The organism is Rhizobium viscosum, assembly GCF_014873945.1.
Lineage (GTDB): Bacteria > Pseudomonadota > Alphaproteobacteria > Rhizobiales > Rhizobiaceae > Rhizobium > Rhizobium viscosum.
In genome coordinates this window covers 1,513,165-1,533,518 of sequence record NZ_JADBEC010000002.1, presented here as the reverse complement: position 1 = coordinate 1,533,518, position 20,354 = coordinate 1,513,165, and the positions used below count along the sequence as shown (strand labels likewise).

Genomic DNA, 20,354 nt, shown 5'->3' with positions numbered 1-20,354 from the left:
CGTCTGGCCTTCAATGGCCTGACTTGCCCTATCGTCTCCGGCCAATTCACGTCAACGACCCTTTCCGGCCTCGGGCTCTTTATGCGTTGTTTCTCAAGCATTTGCGGCAATTCCGCCACCGCCTTTCGAAACGATGTCGCACTCAAGCCATTGAAGTAACTTGCCAATCTTTCAGTTACGGAAGTTAAATATACCTTCATTTCCGACACCTGTTCTTCGCCTGAAAAGCGAGATGTCTTCGAATTGTTCCGATGACCGCATCAAAACTACCGTCTTGCAGTCTTTTAGCAGCCATCTCCATGAACGGTCACCGCGACCAGCTATCGTCCCGTTACTCGAAAGCGTTCAAGCCCTCCGCGCGACCGGACTGTTCTGCCGTACCAGCGCCATCAGCATCGGACCAAGCGAGAACTCTCCTCGGGCTCCCCTACGGGTCAGGTCACGCAGATAGCCACCCGGTGAGTTGATATGGTTTGCCCTCTCCAGCATGCAGGCGATGACGACAGCGGCATTTTCCGGGCCAAGGTTTTCGCAAGCCGCCTGATAGGTCTCTGGGGTGATCCCCAGCATGGACCGTACAGTGACAGCAGCGGTCACGAGATCTCGCCAGCCCCTGATCGATCCTCCCTGAGCATAATCGCTGATTTGGGGGCAGGCTTGCAGGATGAGGGCAAGGGAGAATATCTTCTGGGATCCGTTCGACTGAACCGTTGCCGATGTAATCGGTCGCGTTTCCACTTGCACCTTCGGTTCAGATTCTAATTCAAGAGAGTCTATGTCTGAATTCTGTATGTGCGGTTCATTTTGGACCACACTGGCGCTCGTTTTTTTGAAATTATCGAAGCTCGTCAACAGATTGACGATGGCGGTGCGTAGTTCTTCGAGCTTCAGGCGCACGCCGTCGAGGTCGGAAGCTTCGGGATTGCGGGACAGGCAAGCGAGGTGATGCGCATAGGCTGCGTCGATGTCGTCCCAATTGCCGGGAACGCCGTCCTCGATTGCGGCATCGACCAACTTGCGGACATCGCGACGGCAGATCGTCAGTCGCTCGCGCGCACGCCGGAGTGCTATCCGGTCGGCTTCGATCCTCTGAGCCATGGCAGCCAGTTCCTCGCTGCGGGCAAGTAACGGCGCCAGGCTGAAGCCATAGGCATCTTCCAGTTCACCTGACGTCTTACGGCGGGCAAAACGTTTTCCGTTAGCACTGTCCTTGCGGATGATCAGGCCGGCCTCGACAAGAGCAGCCAGATGCCGGCGCAACGTGGTGACAGCAATGCCGTGCGCCCGTACCACCAGCTGCCGGTTGGATGGAAAGACGACCATGCTCGCCTCACCTGAGAGATGGTTCTCGGGATAGAAGGAAAGAAGGGCGTTCAACACAGCCAGTGTGCGGTCGGAAATATCGAGCAGCGGGCGTGCTTCGCAGACGTCGCGGAACACTTTCCACTTGTCGACGGTCTTATCTGGTTTAACTGATTCGGCCTGAAGCTGACCTTTCATCAAGGCAAGCGACATCGGCCGCCGCCCGAAAGGCGTCGTCACAAATCCCGTATTCATCGTGGTTCACCTTATACAAAGGCAAATCATCAGCGCCCGCCAAAACGGCGTTCAAAAACCTTGACAGTGATTCCGGGAAGTGCGATTCTCTAGGTGCTAAACGAGAGAAGAGGGCTTCCGGATGTTTTGTTCGGGGGCCTTTTTCTTTGCCTATTGGCTCCTTTTCCTAACAGTCAAATCCTTGTCAGCGGCTTAGCCTGCCAACAGTTATCGTTGTGACCTGACGGCGCCGAACTCCTCGAAGAGCTCATCCAGCCGGGTCGTGAGATAATCGGCAAATTCAGGCACCATGCGCTCATCGAAGGTGATGCGCGTTTTGTTGCCGGAGCGCTCGATTTGCGCCGCCTTCTGTCCTTGCCGTGTTTTCCAGATATCGCCCGCCACCTTCTTTGCATCGCGCGCCGCCATCTTTGACAATACACGCTGCAGCCGCTGATCGCTGTCGAGATCGGCAAAGGCATCGTCCTCAAGGATCGCTTCGACCTTTTTTGGTGAAGAAGAGATCGCATCGACAAGAGCCAGCCATCGGGCGCGGCCCGCCTTCGGGGCCGGACCAATTGCCAGGATCACCGTCTGCGGCACGCCACGGGCGACCGAGATGTAACGGCTGAGATCGGCCTTGTCGGTCGAGAGTGCTGCTATAATGACGTCTCGCGGGTAACCGGCCTCCTCCAGACGATGAGCAAACAGCGCCTTCTCGATGAAGGAGAGATCCTGCCGGTCGAGATTCTCTTTGCCCTGGGCAATCACCAATTCGTTGTCGCTCAAGCTCTGGACGATCGCCTTGACCTTGAGCCCAAGCTTTGCAGCAGCACGCAGGCGGCGACGGCCATAAGCGATCTGGTAGTGTCCTTCCTTTTCTGGATCGGGACGTACCAGGATCGGCACCTTCTGGCCGTGTTCGGAAATGCTTGTCACCAGCGTATCGAAATCCGCATCGCGCTCGATCGGGATACGATCGCTGATCGAGGAATTGGAAATATCCGAGGGATCGATTTCCAGAATGGAGAAGCCGGAGGAAATCTGCGCCTGCAGCCGGCCGGCGGCTCGCGCCGCTTCCGTCATTTCCTGCAGCGACGCACCCATGGCCGAAACGGCACCGGTGCGCACGCGATCCGGATTCTTCTCGACACCTGCGGAAGGCGCCGGCGTGTCGGCCTTGCGCATGAAGATCGAATTGACGGTATCGCGTCGGCTCATCAATTCTCTCCTTTCCAGTCAGATGCGGGTAAGCCGGAAGAGCGCAGTTGGGAGCTCCCAACACGCTTGTGGGCCGCCGATAGATGGAGGGATTTTTGCCAGGGGCTCACATTGCGCCAACCCGTGTTGGGAGCTCCCAACAGGTCGGTCGTCGGGCCGAAAGCTGATAAATCGGTATCGATCAGGGAGAACGTCATGTGCGCCCCCATGCCTGCCTGATCAGCGTCTCGACCTCTCCGTTGACGGCATCGAGAGCTTCCATCGCGCGGTCATAGGTCGAGCGCGTCAGGTTCTCCCGGCCAATTTCGTAGAGCGTCTGCTTGGTGAGGCCGGCATCGGAGACCGCTGCCGATTTCACCATCGCGTTGATCATGACGTGATCGTCGAACAGATTGCGCAAGAGGGCCGCGACCTTCGTCTGCGGCGCATCCTGCGGTTCGTAGCGGGTGAGAAGATAACGAATGAAATCGTAATTGAGCTCGCCGCCGGCTTCACGCACGACGGAGAGAAGGTCATGTGTCATCAGCAGGAACTGGCTCATCGATGCCACATCCAGCATCTGCGGATGCACGGTGACGATCATCGAGGTTGCGGCGCAAAGGCCGCTCAGCGTCAGGTAACCGAGCTGCGGCGGGCAATCGAGGACGACGACGTCGTAGTTCTCGGCCACATCGTCGAGCGCCTTGGCGACGCGCATGAAGAACACACCTTCGCCATCCCGGGAGCCGCGCATCAGCGCGCGCGGCGTCGTGTGCTCGAACTCCATGAGTTCGAGATTGCCGGGAATGAGATCCAGGCCATCAAAATAGGTATTGCGCACGACCTCGGAGAGGGGACGTCGTTCCTCGTCGTAACGGATCGCCGCATAGAGCGTCTCGTTGGAGCGGACATCAGTTTCCGGCATGACGCCGAGCATGGCAGACATGCTGGCCTGCGGGTCAAGATCGAGGGCAAGCACGCGGTAGCCGTGCAGCGCAAGATATTGCGCGAGATGCACCGATGTCGTGGTCTTGCCCGATCCGCCCTTGAAATTGGTGACGGCTATGACCTGGAGATGTTCGTTCTCCCTGCGGCGCGGCAGGAAGTCATGCGCCTCGCGACCACGGGCGGAGGCAGCAAGCAGGGCACGCAACTCATTGAGCTGGCGCAAAGAATAGAGACGCCGGCCATTGCTGCCGACATCGGGCTGCGGGCCTTCGCCGGCAAGCGTCATCTTTCGCAAGGTCGAATCCGAGACGCCGATCAGCTTGGCCGCCTCGCCTGATGTAAAGCGGCGCAGCGTCTTGCTCGCGGTCGGCGGAAACAGAGCTTCGCTGATCGCCTGCAACTGCGAACTGATCGTCGACGCATGGGCGCCGATCGTCTCATCGACGCTACGTTGAAGGGTCCGAGAAGTCCTTTGTGGCTTGCTCACGCTCTAATCTTTCATCACGGAAAAACACCAGAAACGGCTGTTTATCCGTGACGATTACCGATCGTAGCGATTCTGGCAAGGTGCTCCAGCAGGACAAGGCTTTAGCGGCAGCGGTCAAGATCATGAGTTTACGACAGAAGGATTACAATTTCCCCTGATATCTCCGCCAGTTAACAAAAATCCGCTTCGCCTTGCAAAGCTGTGCCATCCTCACATCATTTTTGCGATCGATGCGGCAAAGCCGATGTTTTGATCCCGCAGACGGCCCCTGGCGCATCCCATTGAGAAGAATCAGCTATTATCGATTCCTAATCTTTGCCGGCAAAGGATCCGATGACTGAGGGACGAAGCGGCCCTGCTTCCGCAATTCCCTCGGCGTCGACGAGGACTGAGGCGCGCTTGTATTTCGAAATCCGGAAGACAAGCTTGCGCAAGCCACACCTGCCTGGAGAGCGGATACGAGCGAAAGGCTGCCTGAGGTCGTTTTCGACAGCCGGACGTATCAAAATCGAACAAGGATGTGACGGAATCGATCCGCGAAATAGATTCCGTATCGATGGAAAATGTGAGAAAAAACAGCGAGTTGGAGACGCAGAAAACAGTGCCGAAAGCTCGCAAAGATGGCTCCTTCGACTGAGCCATCATGACCTAGATCTATAAAGGATTGAGGACATTTCTGCAATAACCGGCATGCTTTTATCCCCAGCAGGCAGCCGGGGATAGTGTGCTCGTTCGATGCCGCCTGCCCTAGCCGCGGAATGTGTAGCCGGCAATCGAGGCCGGTTTCATCTCAATCGAGAAGCCTGGCTGGGCTGGCGGCATATAGGCCGCGTCCTTGATGACGCAGGGATCGAGGAAATGTTCATGCAGGTGGTCGACATATTCGATGACGCGGCCGTCCTTGGTGCCTGACACGGCTACAAAGTCGATCATCGACAGGTGCTGCACATATTCGCAGAGCCCTACGCCACCGGCATGCGGCCAGACCGGCAGGCCGAATTTGGCGGCGACCAGCAGCACGGCCAGCACCTCGTTCAGTCCGCCCATGCGGCAGGAATCGATCTGGACGATATCGATAGCGCCTTCTGCGATGAACTGCTTGAACATGATGCGGTTCTGGCACATCTCGCCGGTTGCGACCTTTACCGGTGTTATGCCCTGGCGGATCTTTCGGTGGCCGGCAATATCGTCGGGGCTCGTCGGCTCCTCGATGAAGAAGGGCTTGGCGAAGGAAAGCTGCTTGACCCAGTCGATTGCCTGGCCGACCTCCCAGACCTGGTTGGCGTCGATCATCAGGTAGCGGTCCGGGCCGATCACCTCGCGGGCAATCCTCAAGCGGCGGATATCGTCCTCGAGATCGCGGCCGACCTTCATCTTGATGTGGTTGAAGCCGGCATCGATCGCTTCCTGGCAGAGCCGGCGCAGCTTCTCGTCCTCGTAGCCGAGCCAGCCGGCCGAGGTCGTGTAGCAGGGATAGCCTTCCTTCTCGAGTGTGGCGATGCGCGCCGCCTTGCCGGGCTCGGCCTGTCTCAGGATGGCGATCGCCTCATCGCGCGTCAGCACGTCGGTGAGGTAGCGATAATCGACGATATCGGCGATCTCCTCGGCCGGCATGTCTGCAACGAGGCGCCAGACCGGCTTGCCGGCCTCCTTGGCAAGCAGATCCCAGACGGCGTTGACGATCGCACCGGTCGCCAGATGGATCGCGCCCTTTTCAGGACCGATCCATCGAAGCTGGCTGTCGCTGGTCAGATGCCGCCAATATTTGCCAGGATGGGCCAGCACGTCTGAAAGTTCGGTGCCGACGACGAGATGCCGCATCGCTTCGATCGCCGCGCAGCAGATGTCGTTGCCGCGACCGATGGTAAAGGTCAGGCCGTGGCCGGCAAGGCCGTGCTTGTCGGTCTCGAGGATCACATAGGCGGCGGAATAGTCCGGATCCGGGTTCATCGCATCGGAACCGTCGAGGCTTTGCGAGGTCGGAAAGCGGAGGTCGAAAACGCGGAGATCGGTGATGCGGGTCATGATGGTCTTCCCCTTGAGGGGCCAGCGTCCTTTCTTGGAAGGAGCCGGCCATGCGAAAGCTCAGATCGTCCAGCCGCCGTCGATGGCGTAGGCCTGGCCGGAAGTGTAGGTCGCACCGGCAAGGTAGACGGCGAGATCGGCGATCTCCTCCGGCGTGCCGAGGCGGCCCATCGGTTGGCGGGCGATGAAGGCGGCGCGCGCCGTGTCATAATCGCCCTGTGCGCGCATGCGGTCCTGCAGCGAGGGACTTTCCACCGTGCCGGGGCAGATGCAGTTGCAGCGCACGCCCTGCGTCACGTAGTCGGCAGCGACCGACTTGGTGAGCCCGATCACGGCTGCCTTTGTCACACCATAGGCGAAGCGGTTCGGCACGCCTTTGATGCTGGATGCGACCGATGACATGTTGATGATCGCGCCATCCTTGCGCTCCAGCATGCCAGGCAGCACGGCGCGGATGGTGCGGACCATCGCCTTGACGTTGAGATCGAAGGCAAATTCCAGATCGGTATCCTTCATGTCGAGCACGGAGCCGTTATGGACGGTGCCGGCGCAGTTGAAGAGCACATCGACGGCGCCGATTTCGGCGACCAGCGCCTTGACCGCCTCGTCTTCAAGCACGTTGAGCTTGTGGGTGGAAACCTTGCTCTCTGTCGCCAGGGTCGCCAGCGCGTCGGTATTGATGTCGGTGGCGTGCACCTTGGCGCCCACGGCGGCGAAGGCAAGCGCGGTGGCGCGGCCAATGCCCTGACCGGCTGCGGTGATGAGAACGGTTTTGCCGGAAAGATTACTTGTCATGTCATGGCCTCTTTGGGGATTTTTCGCGCGCTGGCGGTGGTGCTGAATCTATTCTCAAAAGGATCGGTCGGGATGAAGGCCGCGTTCGGCCATGTGCCTTGTCGGGCGATGCCACTTTTTCGCAGGCGATCACGATGTCCACGCATTGCATGGCTTTCCTCCCTCTCCCGTTATCTTATTTTTGTCTCGCCTTGGCGAGCCTTTCCGGGAATTGCGATCGCCCGGCGTGAAAGTACGCCGAACAATGTCCTCACATTTGATTTGTCTGTTTATAGACAAACAGACGATAGCCCCAGGGTCAAGCGCGAACTTTTTCTTTTCCGTCTGCCCGTCCGCGTATATGCAGAATGATATTCACAGGAGGAAAGAATGGAGACCGACGAGTCAGATCGCTATCGCGCTCCGGCGCTCGACAAGGGTCTTGATATTCTCGAACTTCTGGCAAGCGTCGATAGTGGCCTGACGCAGGCGGAAATCGCCAAGCGGCTGGATCGCAGCCCGAATGAATTCTACCGCATGCTCGACCGTCTCGTGAAGCGCGGTTACGTGACGCGGCTCGATGGCGACCGTTATTCTCTCACCCTGAAGCTCTTCGGCCTGGCGCAGTTGCATGCGCCGGTACGCCGGCTTGCTTCCTATGCGACGCCGCTGATGCGCGATCTCGCCCAGCGCTCGCGCCAGGCAAACCATCTTGCCGTCTTCGACCGGGGTGCCGCTGTCGTCATCGCCCAGCAGGAGGCGCCGGACTATTGGGGCCTGTCGATCCGCGTCGGTTCACACATCAGTCTCTTCGATACAGGTTCCGGCCATGTGCTGCTCGCATTCCGCAGCGACGAGGAGCGCGAGATGATGATCTCGGAACATGTGCGCAGCCGCAAAGACGCCGATCTCGGCGCGGAATTTTACCAGCGACTGAACCAGATCCGCGAGCGCGGCTATGAGATGATGGCAAGCGCCCAGACGGCCGGCGTCTATAATCTCTCGGCACCGATCCTGGGGCCGGACGGGCGCGGTATTGCCGCCCTGACCTGCCCCTATATCGCGCTGGTGAACGCGCCGGCAGCGCCCGATATCACCCAGGCGATCGGCATGGTGCAGAAGACGGCGGCCGAGCTTTCGGCGCTCGCCGGCGCAACGATTGCTGTGCAGGGTTAAGGCGGATCGAATTTCTATTTGAATAATCCATTCACCAGAGATAGGTTGCTGCCAACCACTCTCTGGAGGAGAAGAGCGTGTTTATCGATACCCATCTGCACGTCATTGACCGGTCGGCGCTGAATTACCCCTGGCTTGCAAATGTGCCTTCTCTCGACCGCGATTTTCTCTACGAGACCTATGCGACCGAAGCCAAACGCTGCGGCATCACCAAGGTGCTGCATATGGAGGTGGATGTCGATCCGGTCATCATGCAGGCCGAAACCGACTATATCAGCCGTCTCGGTGATCTGGTGGCCGGCGCGATCGTCTCCTGCCGGCCGGAAGAGGATGGTTTTGCTGCCTATCTGGAGCGACAGAAGGCCGATCCCTTCGTCAAGGGCTTCCGGCGCGTGCTGCATGTGGTGCCAGACGATGTCTCGGAAGGTGTGCTGTTCCGCGAGAATATCAGAAGGCTCTCCGGCACCGGCCTGACTTTCGACCTCTGCACGCTGCCGCATCAGGTCAGCAAGGTGGTGGCGCTCACCGATGCCGCGCCCGATGTCCAGTTCGTGCTCGATCATTGCGGCAATCCGGATATCAAGTCGAACGCCTTCGAGCCCTGGAGCCGCGGTATGACCGAAATCGCCCGCCGGCCGAATGTCGTCGCCAAGATTTCCGGCATCGTCACCAATGCCGATCCGGCAAGCTGGACGGCGGAAAACCTGCGGCCCTATATCGAGCACGTCATATCGAGCTTCGGCTGGGATCGCGTCGTGTGGGGCAGCGACTGGCCTGTCTGCACGCTTGCGAACGGCCTTTCCACCTGGGTCGCGGCCACCCAGGCGGTGCTGTCAGGCACTGCGGAAACGGAGCGTTCGCGGCTCCTGCACGGCAATGCACAGCGTCTGTGGACGCTCTGAGTTCATTCAGCTTCGCCCTTTTAGAGTTCAATTCTGCCGGATTCCCGCTTGAAGTGATCTGTCGCTACGTGCAATCCGTAGGGGCTCTCGGTTGGCGCGATGTTTTGGCCCAGCCTAAACTACATCCAAGCAATTGCTAGGTTGAACTAACTCGGCTAAAAGTTGTTGTTGCGGGCCGTGTAAGTTGTCGGTCCGGTTTTCGCAGGAGGGAATATCAGATGAAAGAAGAACCGCATTCCGTGGACGTTCACGTCGGTAAGACGATCCGTATACAGCGCCTGCTGAGAAAGGTTTCTCAGACGGAACTGGGCGATCGTGTTGGGGTGACCTTCCAGCAGATCCAGAAATACGAAAAAGGCTCCAACCGCGTCTCTGCCAGCATGCTCGTCGAAATCGCCGGCGCGCTCAGCGTCGATGTCAGGACCTTCTTCGACGACCTGACGGCACCCGCCGCCAACGCAAACGATAATCCCGCTCCGAGCGAAGAATTCATCATTTCGCGTGAAGGCGTCCAGCTCAACGCTGCCTTTTTCTCGATCAAGAACGAGCAGCTTCGCAAGAAAATCCTCAAGCTCGTCCAGGCGATTGCCAGTACCGAGCAGACGGACATCGACGCTGCGGAATAGCACGTCGGCCTGATTTTCTAGCGCTCAGTCGCACCCTGCATCAGGGCTAATGGCGATCGATCACGATCAGATTTTCGCCAGCGTCCTTCATTGCGATCTTGGCTTTGCTGCCAACGAGTTTTTCGAGGTTCGCATCGAGTTCCCTATCCGGATCGATGCCGTCCCAATCGATGACGACCTGCAGCAGCGCCATGTTTGTCAGGTGCATGAGATTGCGCAGCTGAAGTTTTTCAGCCTCATCCTTGGCTGCCGACAGCAGCCGGAAGAGCCTTGCGTATTCCCTGCCTGCACCTTGATCCCTTTTTTCGAACATTGTTTCCGCCCTCGACGACAGTCATATCCCCACGCAAGTTACCTTGGGCTTGGAACCGTTATTCGAGCGTTACAGGCTGCATCTGCTGCGTGACTTCGGCCTGCAGCACTTCGAAATGCGAGGTCGCAGCCAAGCGCCAGTCACGCTTCGTTGACGCAAACTCTCCCTTCTGCAGCCATTCCAGCACGAGCCTTGCATCGGTACGCTTGCGTTCGACGCGATTGGCACGGATCACCGCCAGAATCTGCTCTCGCCGCGGTTTGCGGGCAAAGTGGGACTCTTCGACCACCTTGGCATAGGTGCGTTCGGAGAAATGCAGGAAGCGGCCAGCGAGCAGCAGCTTCTTGCGCTCGCTGACGGTGATTTCCCCCTTCGCATGGAGACCTTCGATCGTCGGCTCGAAATCGACCCAGGGGACGGAAAGCGGCAGCCAGCCGAGCTCCTGCGGCGCATGGACGAGCGCCACTGCCTCGTCATCGATGAGATTGCCGGATTCGTAATCGTCGAAAATCGAACCGATGCCGACCATGCCGAAGGCGGAGCATTCGGCAGCGCGTAGCGCGCCCATGCTGGAGCCCCCGGCAACGGCGACGCCCTTTTCCAAGGCAAAGAGGATTTCCTTGTGCCAGACGGATGGCAGATCGCCGAAATAGCCGTCGATCAGGCCGATTGCGGTTGCCCCCTCCTGCACGGCTTTCAGAATGTCGCCGCAGGCGGCAGGCGGGCGGAAATCGATACCGGGATGCTGCTTGCGGGCATCCGCAAGCTCGCTTGCGAGGCTCGGACCGACGAAGAGGATCTTCATGCCGCGGCCTCCCTGATGACGTTGACGGCACGCAGGCCGAGCTGGATGTACTGGCCGCTGATATCGACCTCAAGGCCCGGCACGATAACGCGCACGACGGAAACCGGAAGGGTGGGATGTGACAGTGGCACGGCGATGATCTGGGTAATGCACGCAGCCCTCAGACGGCCGGCAACGTGGCGGATCGTATCCTGGATCGTCATCGGGCGCATCGGGCGCATCGGGAAAGGTTTCAGCGCCGCATCATCATTGCAGAGATCGACGACTTGGCGCATGCCGGCGTTGCGGTCGATCCGCTGGTAGATCCTCGGCGAAAAATCGTCGCGGCTGCCCGCAATCGCCGTCAGCCGGCTCTGGGCAGCCTCGGTGATGGCGCGAAGAGCTGCGCGCACCGGATCAGGATGGCAGCCGCAACCGCCGCAGACCTGGGCCCAGCGGGCATCGACGCGATCGGACAGATTGCCGGGAATGATGACGGCAAGAAAAGCCGGGACACCGATATCCGTGGTCATGTCGATCAGAAGCAGGCGCATGCCGGCCTGTCGGATGCGATCGACCAAGACGTCGATTACGGCATCGCCGAAGGCGCGCGGATCGATGCGGTTCTGCTTAAGCTGCTCAGGGGATTTGAGCTGGGTCAGCGCCCAGGCATCGCGCTCGACCAGTTCGCAGAGCCCGTGCAACACGGCTTCGGCCGGCGTATTGCCCGAGGCCAGGCCGTCGCTCGATTGTTCGAAGCCCGGCGGGCGTTCGCCGCGATGATCAAGGCCGACCAGCCACCAGGGCACGAAGGCTGTGCTGCCTGAGAGGAGGTCGAAGCCAGAGCACCAGGGGATTTGACCATCGCCGATCTCGTCCGGCGCACAGCGCGCCACGCTGTCGAGGTCGATCATGGCGGCCCGTTCGGCCTTCATGTTATCGAGACTGGCGAGCGTCAGATCGGCAGGCGCAATTTCAGCGACGCGGGTCTCGATCGCCTCCATGGCGGCAGAGGTCATCGCCGCTTCCTTGTCGATGCCTTTGCCCTGGAAGACCGACAGCGTGTGGCTGTTCGGCCTTGTGGCGAAGGCAACCGGGATGTTCAGCACGTCAAGGCCGGTCAGCAGGCCGACGCGAGTGATGCCGAATTCGCGCAGATGCGGTTTGATCGCCGCAAAAGTCTGCGCCGGGGTCATCGACCGGTCGTGATAGCTGTTGATGCCTGCCGATGATCTGTTGAGGTCAGCGGCAAGCGTTTCAAGGTCGGCCAAGGCAGACATGTTGATCGGACCCTTAGCGGAACCTTAGTGCATGCGTCAGGCTTTCAAGGCCATTTGCCGAAACGTTGAGTTCGTCCTGCTTGACGGCTGCCTTGGCGGCAGCGGAGAAACGGAGTGCGGGGGCCGGGATTGCAGCGTTGGTTTCAACGGTCTTCATGATCTCTCTCCAAATGGTTGGGCGGCTGACCGCCGTTAACCATTCGAAAAGAACATTGCTTGCGTCATTTAAGCGTTACAGGCTTCGTTAAAAGGCCGTGTATCAGGGAAGACCGGCGAGTTGCAGGCCTTTTATCAACGGATCGGTAAAGGCTGGATCGCGATCAGGGACAAAGTGACGGATCTCTTCGCTACGGAAATCTGGGAAATTCTCCAGCACGACCCGAGCGTAGTTCCTGGCTTTTGCGGCGTCACCCGCCATGGCATGGGCGGCCGCGAGCAGGCGCGCTGTCGCCTGTTTTGACTTTACCGGCTCCAGCGCATCGATCGCTTTTTCATATTCTTCGCGCATGAAATGGATGCCGCCGAGGTTCCAGTAATAATAGTCCGGCGGCAGCGGATTGAGCTTGAAGGCAGCGCGGCTGAGCTCGAGAGCCCGATCAAAATCGCCGTCATGGGAAAGTGCGTCGGCGAAATCGGCCAGGATGTCGGCATCGTTGGGATTGAGATCCTGAGCCTGCTGGAAGGCATCGAGGCTTTCTTCGAACCGGCGGCGATAGAGTGCCACGAAACCGAGTTCGCGAAAGGCCCGGCCGCTGTTCGGGTCGGTCTGCCGCGCCATCCTTGCGGCGCTATAGGCTTCGTCCAGCAATTCCCGATCGCGCATCCCGCGGATCAGCCATTCCATCCCGAGCGCGCGTGACATGCCGGCGTGAGCCGGCGAGAAATGTTCGTAACGGCTGAGCGACGACCTGAACCATTTGCGCGCCTGGCGCAGATGCTGCAGGTCGGTCTGGGAAATCAGCCGCTTGCCTTCGAGATAGAGGCGATAGGCGGAAGCCGGCACGTCGCCGAGCGGCATCGCCAGTTCGGTGCGCTCGATCGTATCGGCAAGCGTCATGACGATGCGCCGGGTCAGCTGGCTGAAGGCTTCGCTGATCTTCTGCATCGCAAAAGGAATTTCGACCGCCCAGAGCACTTCGGAGGTCGCCGTGCGTGTCAGCCGACAGGTAGCATAGACATCCTCGTCGCGGGTCTGAATCGTCACATAGACGGCATAATCGAAGGACAGGTCGAGCGGACCAATGGTCGGGCGCGTCGGGTCGAGCGCGCGGCTCAGCATTTCCAGGCTCGTATGAGCGGCAATCACCTTGAAGCCGCGCTGCTGGCTGAGGCCGATCGTGACATCTTCGAGCAGCGCGCGGCCGACGCGCTCCATCAGCGGATCGGTAAAGATGCTTTCGGGCGGCAGGATGACGATGCGCGGCTGGCCGGCCGGATCGATCAGCAGCTCCGATGCCGGACGCGAGCGTTCCGCGGCAGCCGGCTGTGCCGGAGACAGGATGCCAAGTTCGCGGGCAAGCGTCGTTGTGGCTTCGTCCGGCTCGATATCGAAATCGTCCTTGAGCTGGCTGCGGCATTTCAGATAGGCCTGACGCGCCGCCGGCATGTCGTTCATGCGGGCATGGGCGCGCATCAGCGCCCGACAGGCGATCTCGTTGGCGGGATCGAGCTCGATCAGGCGCTTGGCAAAGGCGATCTGTTCCTCGTCTTGGCGCTCGCCCTCATTTTCCAACAGTCGGGCAAGATGCGCCGAGCGCGCTTCGTCGATGCGCTGGCGCTCGAAGGTCAACCAGTCCTCGGCACCCTGTGTCGGAGACTTGACGCTTTCAAGCAGTTCGCCGAGCAGGATGCCGCTTTGATCCGGTTCCAGCATATCCTTCTGCTTGAGGATATTGAGGTCGATCTCCCAGCCGGGCGCAAGGCCGAGATGGGTGCGCGTGGCAGTGAGCAGCGGCGGCAGTCCCTCGGGAATGCTCTGCTCGATGCGCGACAGAAGCTGGCGGAGGCTGCCGGCCCGTTTTTCAGGAAGTTCGGATTGCCAGAGTTGGCAGCGGATGGTTTCGCGGTCGACCAGCGGTTCCGGCGACAGCGCTAACATTGCGAGCAGGAAATAGGACTTTTCGGGCAAAGGAAGCTCGGTCCCGGCGGCCAACAATCGCGGCCTGCCGAGCAGACATAATCTGTTCGCTTTTACTTCCCCGGTTGACCCGTCCATCACGGCTCTCACCTTCAAAAGCCGGAACGCCTGGAGCGGACCGACCGATTACATGATGTTAGAGTGAATAGCGGGCAACGGGAAGCGCTTTTGCTTTGATGGAGCAAGATTTTCATCGAATATTTACGCTCCGGGCGGTGCTGGCTAGCAACAGACTTTACGAATACTGCATATGGGCGTGAGACGCAGCTCTATTTCGGAGCATCATCCCGCCATGCGCATCGGCGCTGCCCCGCAGCCGTTGATCCCGCCTCCAATGACGAAAATATCGTGAATACGATCGCTCACACCCAATCTCCAAACCGTCGCCCACTCGAGGCATTGCGCGTTCCGGTACCGGGAGGCGCCGGGCGTTCCGTATCGCCCCCGAAGCCTCAAGCAATCGCAATTCCGCCGCTGCGAGAGCAGCGGTTCATTACTCTGTCAGACCGACTATCGTGCACGTTACGCCGGCAAATTACGACGCGATTGAGACAATGATGTAAAGGCCGAGATCAGAGCCCCAAGCGCCTTGATCCGGTCGCAAAAGCTAGTCCCACTTCGGACCCCAGTCCGGATCGACGACGCGGTGGTTGCGGTCGATGGTTTCGATGCGGGCGATTTCCTCGGGTGAAAGCCTGATCGAGCTTGCCTTGAAGTTCGAGCGGATGCGCTCGGGCCGGCCCGATGTCGGTATGGTGCAATAGCCCTTGGCAAGTTCGAAGGCAATCGCCACCTGTTCCGGCGTCGCATCGTGTTTTTCACCGATCGCGCGCAGCACCGGCTCGTCGGAAAGAATGCCGCGGGCGATCGGCAGGTAGCAGGTAACGAGAATGTCTTTTTGCCGGCAGTAGTTTGCGAGCTTCTTGTTTTGCAGGATCGGGTTCAGTTCAAACTGGTTGTTGGCGATCCTGCCCTTGCCGAGCAGTGCTTCCGTCTCCTCCAGCAGGGCAATCGTGAAATTCGAAACGCCGATCAGCTTCGTCAGGCCGCGGGTCTGCGCGTCGGCGATCTGGGTGATGTAGACCTCGAGCGGAATGCGGCCATTGGGCGAGGGCCAGTGGATCAGTGTCAGGTCCACCTGATCGACCTTGAGGGCCTCCAGGCTCCTTTCGAGCGAAGGAACGAGTGCGCCGGGACCGAAATTGTCGGTCGAAATCTTCGTCGTCAGAAAAACCGCATCTCGGTCAAGGCCAGAGCGGCGCAGCGCTTCGCCGACTTCGAATTCGGTGTCATAGGTTTGCGCGGTATCGAGATGCCGGTAGCCGGTTTCGAGCGCGCAGAGGATCGCATCGATACCGTCCTTGCCGTTCCGCCCAAACGTGCCAAATCCCATCAGCGGAATAACATTATGTTTTTCCAAGATTATCTCCTCCATTTCGCCTCACTCCACCAAAGCCTTGCCGAGCTTTGCAACAGCGTGTGGCCGAGTCCAGCGAAAAAACCTGCGGGGCTCAGGCAAATTTCCGGTCTGGTCTGGCGCCGCTGAATCCAGGCAGCGGCAGGTGTGGGAGTGTGGGGTTTCGGGAGGACGAGGGCCGCCATGCCATCATGACACCGTGAGGGATCCCGGTGTCATGATCGAGCTTCTGGAATTCCACCCGGATACGGAGACGCAGGCTTGCCCGAGTTAAGCGGCGGCGAATGCTATCGCCTCAGAAAGCCTGGGCAACCCGGCGCAATGGCGTTGCGCTTTCGCCAGCGGCTTCGACAAAATCGAGGCCGATATCGAGCACCGGGGCGCTGTGTGTCAGCCAGCCGACGGAGATCAGGTCGACGCCGGAGGCGGCTATAGCACGTGCCGTTGCCGGTGTGACGCGACCGGAGGCCTCGGTGATCGCTCGTCCCGCGACGATGCCGACGGCATCGCGCAACTGATCGGGCGTCATGTTGTCAAGGAGGACGGCATCGACCCCCTCACCCATCGCTTCATGCAGCTGGTCGAGCGTGTCGACCTCGACTTCGATCTTCACCATATGGCCGACGCCGGCCTTGGCGCGGCGGATCGCTTCCGTCACGCCGCCGGCAATGGCGACATGATTGTCCTTGATCAGCACGGCATCATGGAGCGCAAAGCGGTGGTTCATGCCGCCGCCGGCCCGCACGGCATATTTTTCCAGCGCTCGAAGGCCCGGTGTCGTCTTTCGGGTGCAGACGACAGAGGCTTTGGTGTTGACGATCGCCTCGACGATACCTGCTGTCACTGTGGCGATGCCCGAGAGATGGCCGAGGAAATTCAGCGCCGTGCGCTCAGCCGTCAACAGCCCGCGCGACGGGCCTTCGATCGTGGCGATCACGCTGCCGGGCTCTACGGCTGCTCCGTCCGGCAGATGCCGCCGCATCGTAATGGCGGGATCGACGAGTTGGAAGGCGAGGTCTGCAGCATCGAGGCCGGCGACGACTCCCGGCTGGCGGGCAGCCATGACGACCGTCGAGCGGTGCTCTTCGGGGATGACGGCTGCCGAGGTGATATCGCCGGCAAGGCCGAGATCTTCGGCAAGGGCAGCACGCACCAAGGGCTCGACAATGACGCGCGGAAGGGAAGCGAGGTTCATCTCAGGCACTCCTTGCAAGGGGATGGGAAGCCGTCGCCCGTGCAATCTCCAGGGCGTCAGTCAGTGTCATTTTCCGCCGCGCGGCTTCCGCCCGCTTCAGCGGGAAATCGGTGCGGGCATGCGCCCCGCGCGATTCCGCCCGAAGGCTGGCGAAGACGGCAATCAACAGCGCAACGATTGCCGGATCGGAAGCCGGCCCGTCAGCTTCGGCAAGCGGCAGCAGGCTTGCAACCGCACCATGAATGGCGCCTGCATTGCGCAGCACGCCAAGATGGCGCGAGACGATCGGTCGGACGGGCGAAGGATCGGCCGTCGCCGGCAGCGTCCCTACGAATTCAGCTATCGAGGGTCTTGCAGCCGGGGTCGCAAGAATGTCGCTCGCAGCGCGCATACCCATGACGGCGGCCTCCAGCAGTGAATTGCTGGCAAGCCGATTTGCGCCGTGCAGGCCCGTGGAGGCCGCCTCGCCGGCAACCCAGAGGCCTGCAATTGAGCTGCGGCCAGCAGTATCGGTCGCTACCCCGCCCATATGATAATGGACGGCAGGGCGTACTGGGATCAGCTGACGTGAGGCATCGAAACCAGCTTCCCGGCACAGAGCGTCGATGACCGGAAAACGCATGGCGAAACGATCGCCAAGAGCCGCGCGTGCGTCGAGGAACACCCTCCCGCCACGCGCCAGTTCGGCGCTGATGGCGCGGGCTACCACATCGCGCGGCGCCAATTCAGCAGCCGGCACGCCGGCCATGAAGCGTTCGCAGCTCTCATTGACGAGTACCGCACCCTCGCCGCGCACAGCTTCACTCACCAGCGCCAGCGGCCGGCGGCGGGAATCGAGCGCCGTCGGGTGGAACTGGACGAATTCCATGTCGGCAAGCTCGGCTCCGGCGCGTGCGGCAAGCATGATGCCCTGTCCGAAATTACCCATCGGATTGGTGGTCGCTTCATAGAGCCCGCCGATGCCGCCGGTCGCAAGCACGATCCGCCTCGTCGACAGGATGATGGCGCCATTCTCGCCAGCGCAGACGAGGCCGGTAACGCCGCTCTCATCCGTCAGTATCCGGCGGGCCTCCAGCCCCTCGAGCACGGTGATGGAGGATGTCGCGGCAACGGCTTCGACGAGCGCGCGGACGATCGCCGCACCCGAGCCGTCGCCTTGCGCATGCACGATGCGACGGCGGCTATGGGCGGCCTCAAGCCCCAGCGAAAAGCTGCCATCCGCCGTCTTGTCGAAGCGGACGCCCGCCCTTTCCAGCGCGGCGATCGCGGCAGGTGCGTCGGCGACGATGCCGGCAGCGATCACGGGATCGCAAAGTCCGTCGCCGGCGGCGAGCGTATCGGCAAGATGCAGATCGGCGCTGTCATCGGCGCCGAGACTGGCGGCGATGCCGCCCTGGGCCCAGGCGCTCGACGTTTCAGCGCCAAGGCGAGCGCGGGTAACGATGACAACGGGCTCAGGCGCAAGCGTCAGCGCCGTCATCAGTCCCGCAAGGCCGCTGCCGACGATGACGGTGCGGCCGGTGAGTTGGTCAGCAATCTCGCTCATATCGCCAGCATCCTCTCGACAGCCCGGCGGGCAGCGACAGCGACCGCAGGATCGACGATCACTTCGTGGCGGTTTTCTTCCAGCGCTGTGCGGATATTGGAGAGCGTGATGCGCTTCATGTGCGGGCAGAGATTGCAGGGGCGGATGAATTCGACATCGGGATGATGCACGGCGACATTGTCGCTCATCGAGCATTCGGTGAGGAGTACCACGCGGGCCGGCTTCTTCTGCCCGACATAGTCAGACATGACGGCGGTCGAACCGGCGAAATCAGCCTCGGCAACGACATCTGGTGGGCATTCTGGATGGGCGAGCACCGTCACGCCGGGATGGTTTTCCCGCAGCTGGCGCACATCCTCGGCAGTGAAGAGCTCATGTACCTCGCAATGCCCATGCCAGGCGATGATCTCGACATTGGTTTCCTTGGCGACGTTCTGGGCAAGATACTCGTCCGGGATCATCAGTACTCGGGGAACGCCGAGGGATTCGACCACCTTCTTGGCATTGCCCGAGGTGCAGCAAATATCGGAGGCGGCTTTGACGGCAGCCGAGGTGTTGACATAGGTAATGACGGGTACGCCCGGGTGAGCCTGACGCAGCAGTGCGACATCCTCGGGCGTGATCGAATCCGCCAGCGAACAGCCGGCGCCCATATCGGGGATCAGCACCGTCTTTTCCGGGTTCAGCAGCTTTGCCGTCTCGGCCATGAAATGCACGCCGGCAAGCACGATCACGTCGGCATCGACCTCGATTGCTTTTCTGGCGAGCGCCAGACTGTCGCCGACAATATCGGCGACGCCATGGAAGATTTCCGGCGTCTGGTAGTTATGCGCGAGGATGACGGCGTTGCGCTTGCGCTTCAGCTCCAGGATCGCATCGACATCGTCCTGGAACATCATCCATTCGGCTTTGGGGATGACGCGGCTGACGCGATCATAGAGGGAAGACGCGGATACAAGGTGGTTCATGGCCGGCTCCATCAATTATGCTCGTTTTGAGCATATCGTGCGCAAAGAGATATTCTCACCGTGAGCATATGTCAATTGCGGGAGAGCGGTAATTTCGTTCCGGCGAGTGCGCGCTCTTCGAGAATGGTCTGGCGGAAGCGGAAAAGCTTTGCCGGGCGGCCGCCGGTTTCGCTCGTCGCCTCGCCGGTTTCCTCCACCAGTTCCTGCTGCTCGATCAGGCGGCGGAAGTTCTGCTTGTGCAGTGTCAGGCCGGCCAGCGCCTCTACGGCCCGCTGCAATTGCAGAAGCGTGAAGCTTTCGGACATGAGTTCGAAGACGACGGGGCGGTATTTGATCTTGGCGCGAAGCCGCGCAATCCCGGTCGCAAGGATACGCCGGTGATCGGCAAACATCGGCCTACCGAGATTGTCGTCCTTGCCACTACCGGCTTCTGTGACGAGACCCGCCTCATAGAGCAGTTCGTAACGCTGCAGCGTCAGATCCTCGTTCCAGCCGCCGCCGTCGAGTCCGAAGGTGAAATCGGCGCGGCGATGGCGGTGTTCACGCCTTGCCGGATCGGCATCGGCCCAGAAGCGCAGCCGCGCGATCAGTTCGTCCATGATGGCAGGGCGGCCGTCGCGGTGGTCTTCCCAGGGGAAATATTCATACCAGCCATGCCAGCCCGGCCGACCGGCGCCTGACTGTTCGTTGACGAGGCCGAGATAGCTGATGGAAATGGTGCGGCCGCCCTGGATGTCGTTGTTCCGATCGCGGTCGGCAAAGGTATAGAGCTGCTCGAGAAAGCCGACGGGATGGGCGGTCTGTTCCTGGATCCATTCGCGCAGGCCCGATTGCAGCGTGCGATGGCCCATTTCGAAGGGACCGGACGGAAGTGCATCGCCACTCTGGATCGTCATGACACGCGGTTCATCGCCCGTCACCGCGACGAGAACCGCGATCAATTCCGCATGTGCAAAGCCTATCGTCACCAGAGCCTGAGAATCTGTTCGTGATTGCTCTATTCTCTGACATAGGCCGGCGTCGATGCCAATGGCGGGTTC

18 protein-coding genes are annotated in these 20,354 nt (G+C 60.4%); 3 read left to right on the top strand and 15 right to left on the bottom strand.

Annotation, left to right across the window (positions count from 1 at the left end):
* Positions 1 to 345: 345 nt before the first annotated feature.
* The 5 genes from repC to H4W29_RS27850 all read right to left on the bottom strand — a co-directional run bounded on the left by repC (position 346) and on the right by H4W29_RS27850 (position 6,991).
* Positions 346 to 1,557 (bottom strand): plasmid replication protein RepC, encoded by a 1,212-nt coding sequence (gene repC / locus H4W29_RS27870; protein ID WP_192732038.1) that lies wholly within the window; start codon positions 1,555 to 1,557, stop codon positions 346 to 348.
* A gap of 207 nt (positions 1,558 to 1,764) precedes the next feature.
* The gene (repB, locus tag H4W29_RS27865; RefSeq protein WP_192732037.1) at positions 1,765 to 2,757 is read right to left on the bottom strand and encodes a plasmid partitioning protein RepB; all 993 of its coding nucleotides are present in this window, start codon (positions 2,755 to 2,757) and stop codon (positions 1,765 to 1,767) included.
* Positions 2,758 to 2,950: 193 nt separating this feature from the next.
* Positions 2,951 to 4,171, bottom strand: coding sequence for a plasmid partitioning protein RepA (repA, locus tag H4W29_RS27860; protein ID WP_192732036.1), 1,221 nt, complete (start codon positions 4,169 to 4,171; stop codon positions 2,951 to 2,953).
* A gap of 747 nt (positions 4,172 to 4,918) precedes the next feature.
* Positions 4,919 to 6,196, bottom strand: coding sequence for an L-fuconate dehydratase (locus tag H4W29_RS27855; protein ID WP_192732035.1), 1,278 nt, complete (start codon positions 6,194 to 6,196; stop codon positions 4,919 to 4,921).
* Positions 6,197 to 6,256: 60 nt separating this feature from the next.
* The gene (locus H4W29_RS27850) at positions 6,257 to 6,991 is read right to left on the bottom strand and encodes an SDR family oxidoreductase (RefSeq protein WP_192732034.1); all 735 of its coding nucleotides are present in this window, start codon (positions 6,989 to 6,991) and stop codon (positions 6,257 to 6,259) included.
* A gap of 369 nt (positions 6,992 to 7,360) precedes the next feature.
* Here H4W29_RS27850 and H4W29_RS27845 point away from each other — a divergent pair, with 369 nt between their 5' ends.
* From H4W29_RS27845 to H4W29_RS27835, 3 genes are all read left to right on the top strand, one after another.
* A complete protein-coding gene (locus H4W29_RS27845; protein ID WP_192732033.1) occupies positions 7,361 to 8,146 on the top strand; it encodes an IclR family transcriptional regulator in 786 nt (261 codons plus the stop codon).
* A gap of 77 nt (positions 8,147 to 8,223) precedes the next feature.
* Positions 8,224 to 9,048 carry an amidohydrolase family protein gene (locus tag H4W29_RS27840; protein WP_192732032.1) on the top strand — a complete coding sequence of 275 codons (825 nt, stop codon included), beginning with the start codon at positions 8,224 to 8,226 and terminating at the stop codon, positions 9,046 to 9,048.
* 218 nt (positions 9,049 to 9,266) lie between these two features.
* Positions 9,267 to 9,674, top strand: a complete 408-nt coding sequence (locus tag H4W29_RS27835) for a helix-turn-helix domain-containing protein (RefSeq protein WP_192732031.1) — start codon at positions 9,267 to 9,269, stop codon at positions 9,672 to 9,674.
* A 46-nt stretch (positions 9,675 to 9,720) separates the two neighbouring features.
* On the opposite strand, the gene H4W29_RS27830 is transcribed toward H4W29_RS27835, so the two are convergent.
* From H4W29_RS27830 to H4W29_RS27785, 10 genes are all read right to left on the bottom strand, one after another.
* Positions 9,721 to 9,987 carry a hypothetical protein gene (locus H4W29_RS27830; RefSeq protein ID WP_007812121.1) on the bottom strand — a complete coding sequence of 89 codons (267 nt, stop codon included), beginning with the start codon at positions 9,985 to 9,987 and terminating at the stop codon, positions 9,721 to 9,723.
* Between the two features lie 58 nt (positions 9,988 to 10,045).
* On the bottom strand, positions 10,046 to 10,792 hold the full coding sequence (locus tag H4W29_RS27825) for a TfuA-like protein (RefSeq protein WP_192732030.1): 747 nt from the start codon (positions 10,790 to 10,792) through the stop codon (positions 10,046 to 10,048).
* The gene (locus H4W29_RS27820; RefSeq protein WP_192732029.1) at positions 10,789 to 12,051 is read right to left on the bottom strand and encodes a YcaO-like family protein; all 1,263 of its coding nucleotides are present in this window, start codon (positions 12,049 to 12,051) and stop codon (positions 10,789 to 10,791) included. The genes H4W29_RS27825 and H4W29_RS27820 overlap by 4 nt, the downstream gene beginning before the upstream one ends.
* Before the next feature lie 13 nt (positions 12,052 to 12,064).
* On the bottom strand, positions 12,065 to 12,208 hold the full coding sequence (locus H4W29_RS27815; protein WP_192732028.1) for a hypothetical protein: 144 nt from the start codon (positions 12,206 to 12,208) through the stop codon (positions 12,065 to 12,067).
* A gap of 102 nt (positions 12,209 to 12,310) precedes the next feature.
* Complete coding sequence (locus H4W29_RS27810; RefSeq protein ID WP_192732027.1) at positions 12,311 to 14,266, bottom strand: AfsR/SARP family transcriptional regulator; 1,956 nt, start codon at positions 14,264 to 14,266, stop codon at positions 12,311 to 12,313.
* 529 nt (positions 14,267 to 14,795) lie between these two features.
* A complete protein-coding gene (locus H4W29_RS27805; RefSeq protein ID WP_246517484.1) occupies positions 14,796 to 15,608 on the bottom strand; it encodes an aldo/keto reductase in 813 nt (270 codons plus the stop codon).
* A gap of 292 nt (positions 15,609 to 15,900) precedes the next feature.
* Positions 15,901 to 16,800, bottom strand: a complete 900-nt coding sequence (nadC, locus tag H4W29_RS27800; RefSeq protein WP_192732025.1) for a carboxylating nicotinate-nucleotide diphosphorylase — start codon at positions 16,798 to 16,800, stop codon at positions 15,901 to 15,903.
* 1 nt (position 16,801) lies between these two features.
* Positions 16,802 to 18,346 carry an L-aspartate oxidase gene (locus H4W29_RS27795; protein ID WP_192732024.1) on the bottom strand — a complete coding sequence of 515 codons (1,545 nt, stop codon included), beginning with the start codon at positions 18,344 to 18,346 and terminating at the stop codon, positions 16,802 to 16,804.
* A complete protein-coding gene (nadA, locus tag H4W29_RS27790; RefSeq protein WP_192732023.1) occupies positions 18,343 to 19,314 on the bottom strand; it encodes a quinolinate synthase NadA in 972 nt (323 codons plus the stop codon). The genes H4W29_RS27795 and nadA overlap by 4 nt, the downstream gene beginning before the upstream one ends.
* A gap of 71 nt (positions 19,315 to 19,385) precedes the next feature.
* Positions 19,386 to 20,282, bottom strand: a complete 897-nt coding sequence (locus H4W29_RS27785; protein WP_192732022.1) for an NUDIX hydrolase — start codon at positions 20,280 to 20,282, stop codon at positions 19,386 to 19,388.
* Between the last annotated feature and the right edge of the window lie 72 nt (positions 20,283 to 20,354).

Coding starts and splice junctions, on each gene's coding strand:
- nadC (WP_192732025.1), bottom strand. CDS start 16,800: ATGAACCTCGCTTCCCTTCCGCGCGTCATTGTCGAGCCCTTGGTGCGT.
- H4W29_RS27855 (WP_192732035.1), bottom strand. CDS start 6,196: ATGACCCGCATCACCGATCTCCGCGTTTTCGACCTCCGCTTTCCGACC.
- repB (WP_192732037.1), bottom strand. CDS start 2,757: ATGAGCCGACGCGATACCGTCAATTCGATCTTCATGCGCAAGGCCGAC.
- H4W29_RS27835 (WP_192732031.1), top strand. CDS start 9,267: ATGAAAGAAGAACCGCATTCCGTGGACGTTCACGTCGGTAAGACGATC.
- H4W29_RS27815 (WP_192732028.1), bottom strand. CDS start 12,208: ATGAAGACCGTTGAAACCAACGCTGCAATCCCGGCCCCCGCACTCCGT.
- H4W29_RS27825 (WP_192732030.1), bottom strand. CDS start 10,792: ATGAAGATCCTCTTCGTCGGTCCGAGCCTCGCAAGCGAGCTTGCGGAT.
- H4W29_RS27830 (WP_007812121.1), bottom strand. CDS start 9,987: ATGTTCGAAAAAAGGGATCAAGGTGCAGGCAGGGAATACGCAAGGCTC.
- nadA (WP_192732023.1), bottom strand. CDS start 19,314: ATGAACCACCTTGTATCCGCGTCTTCCCTCTATGATCGCGTCAGCCGC.
- H4W29_RS27820 (WP_192732029.1), bottom strand. CDS start 12,051: ATGTCTGCCTTGGCCGACCTTGAAACGCTTGCCGCTGACCTCAACAGA.
- repC (WP_192732038.1), bottom strand. CDS start 1,557: ATGAATACGGGATTTGTGACGACGCCTTTCGGGCGGCGGCCGATGTCG.
- H4W29_RS27810 (WP_192732027.1), bottom strand. CDS start 14,266: ATGGACGGGTCAACCGGGGAAGTAAAAGCGAACAGATTATGTCTGCTC.
- H4W29_RS27845 (WP_192732033.1), top strand. CDS start 7,361: ATGGAGACCGACGAGTCAGATCGCTATCGCGCTCCGGCGCTCGACAAG.
- H4W29_RS27850 (WP_192732034.1), bottom strand. CDS start 6,991: ATGACAAGTAATCTTTCCGGCAAAACCGTTCTCATCACCGCAGCCGGT.
- H4W29_RS27795 (WP_192732024.1), bottom strand. CDS start 18,346: ATGAGCGAGATTGCTGACCAACTCACCGGCCGCACCGTCATCGTCGGC.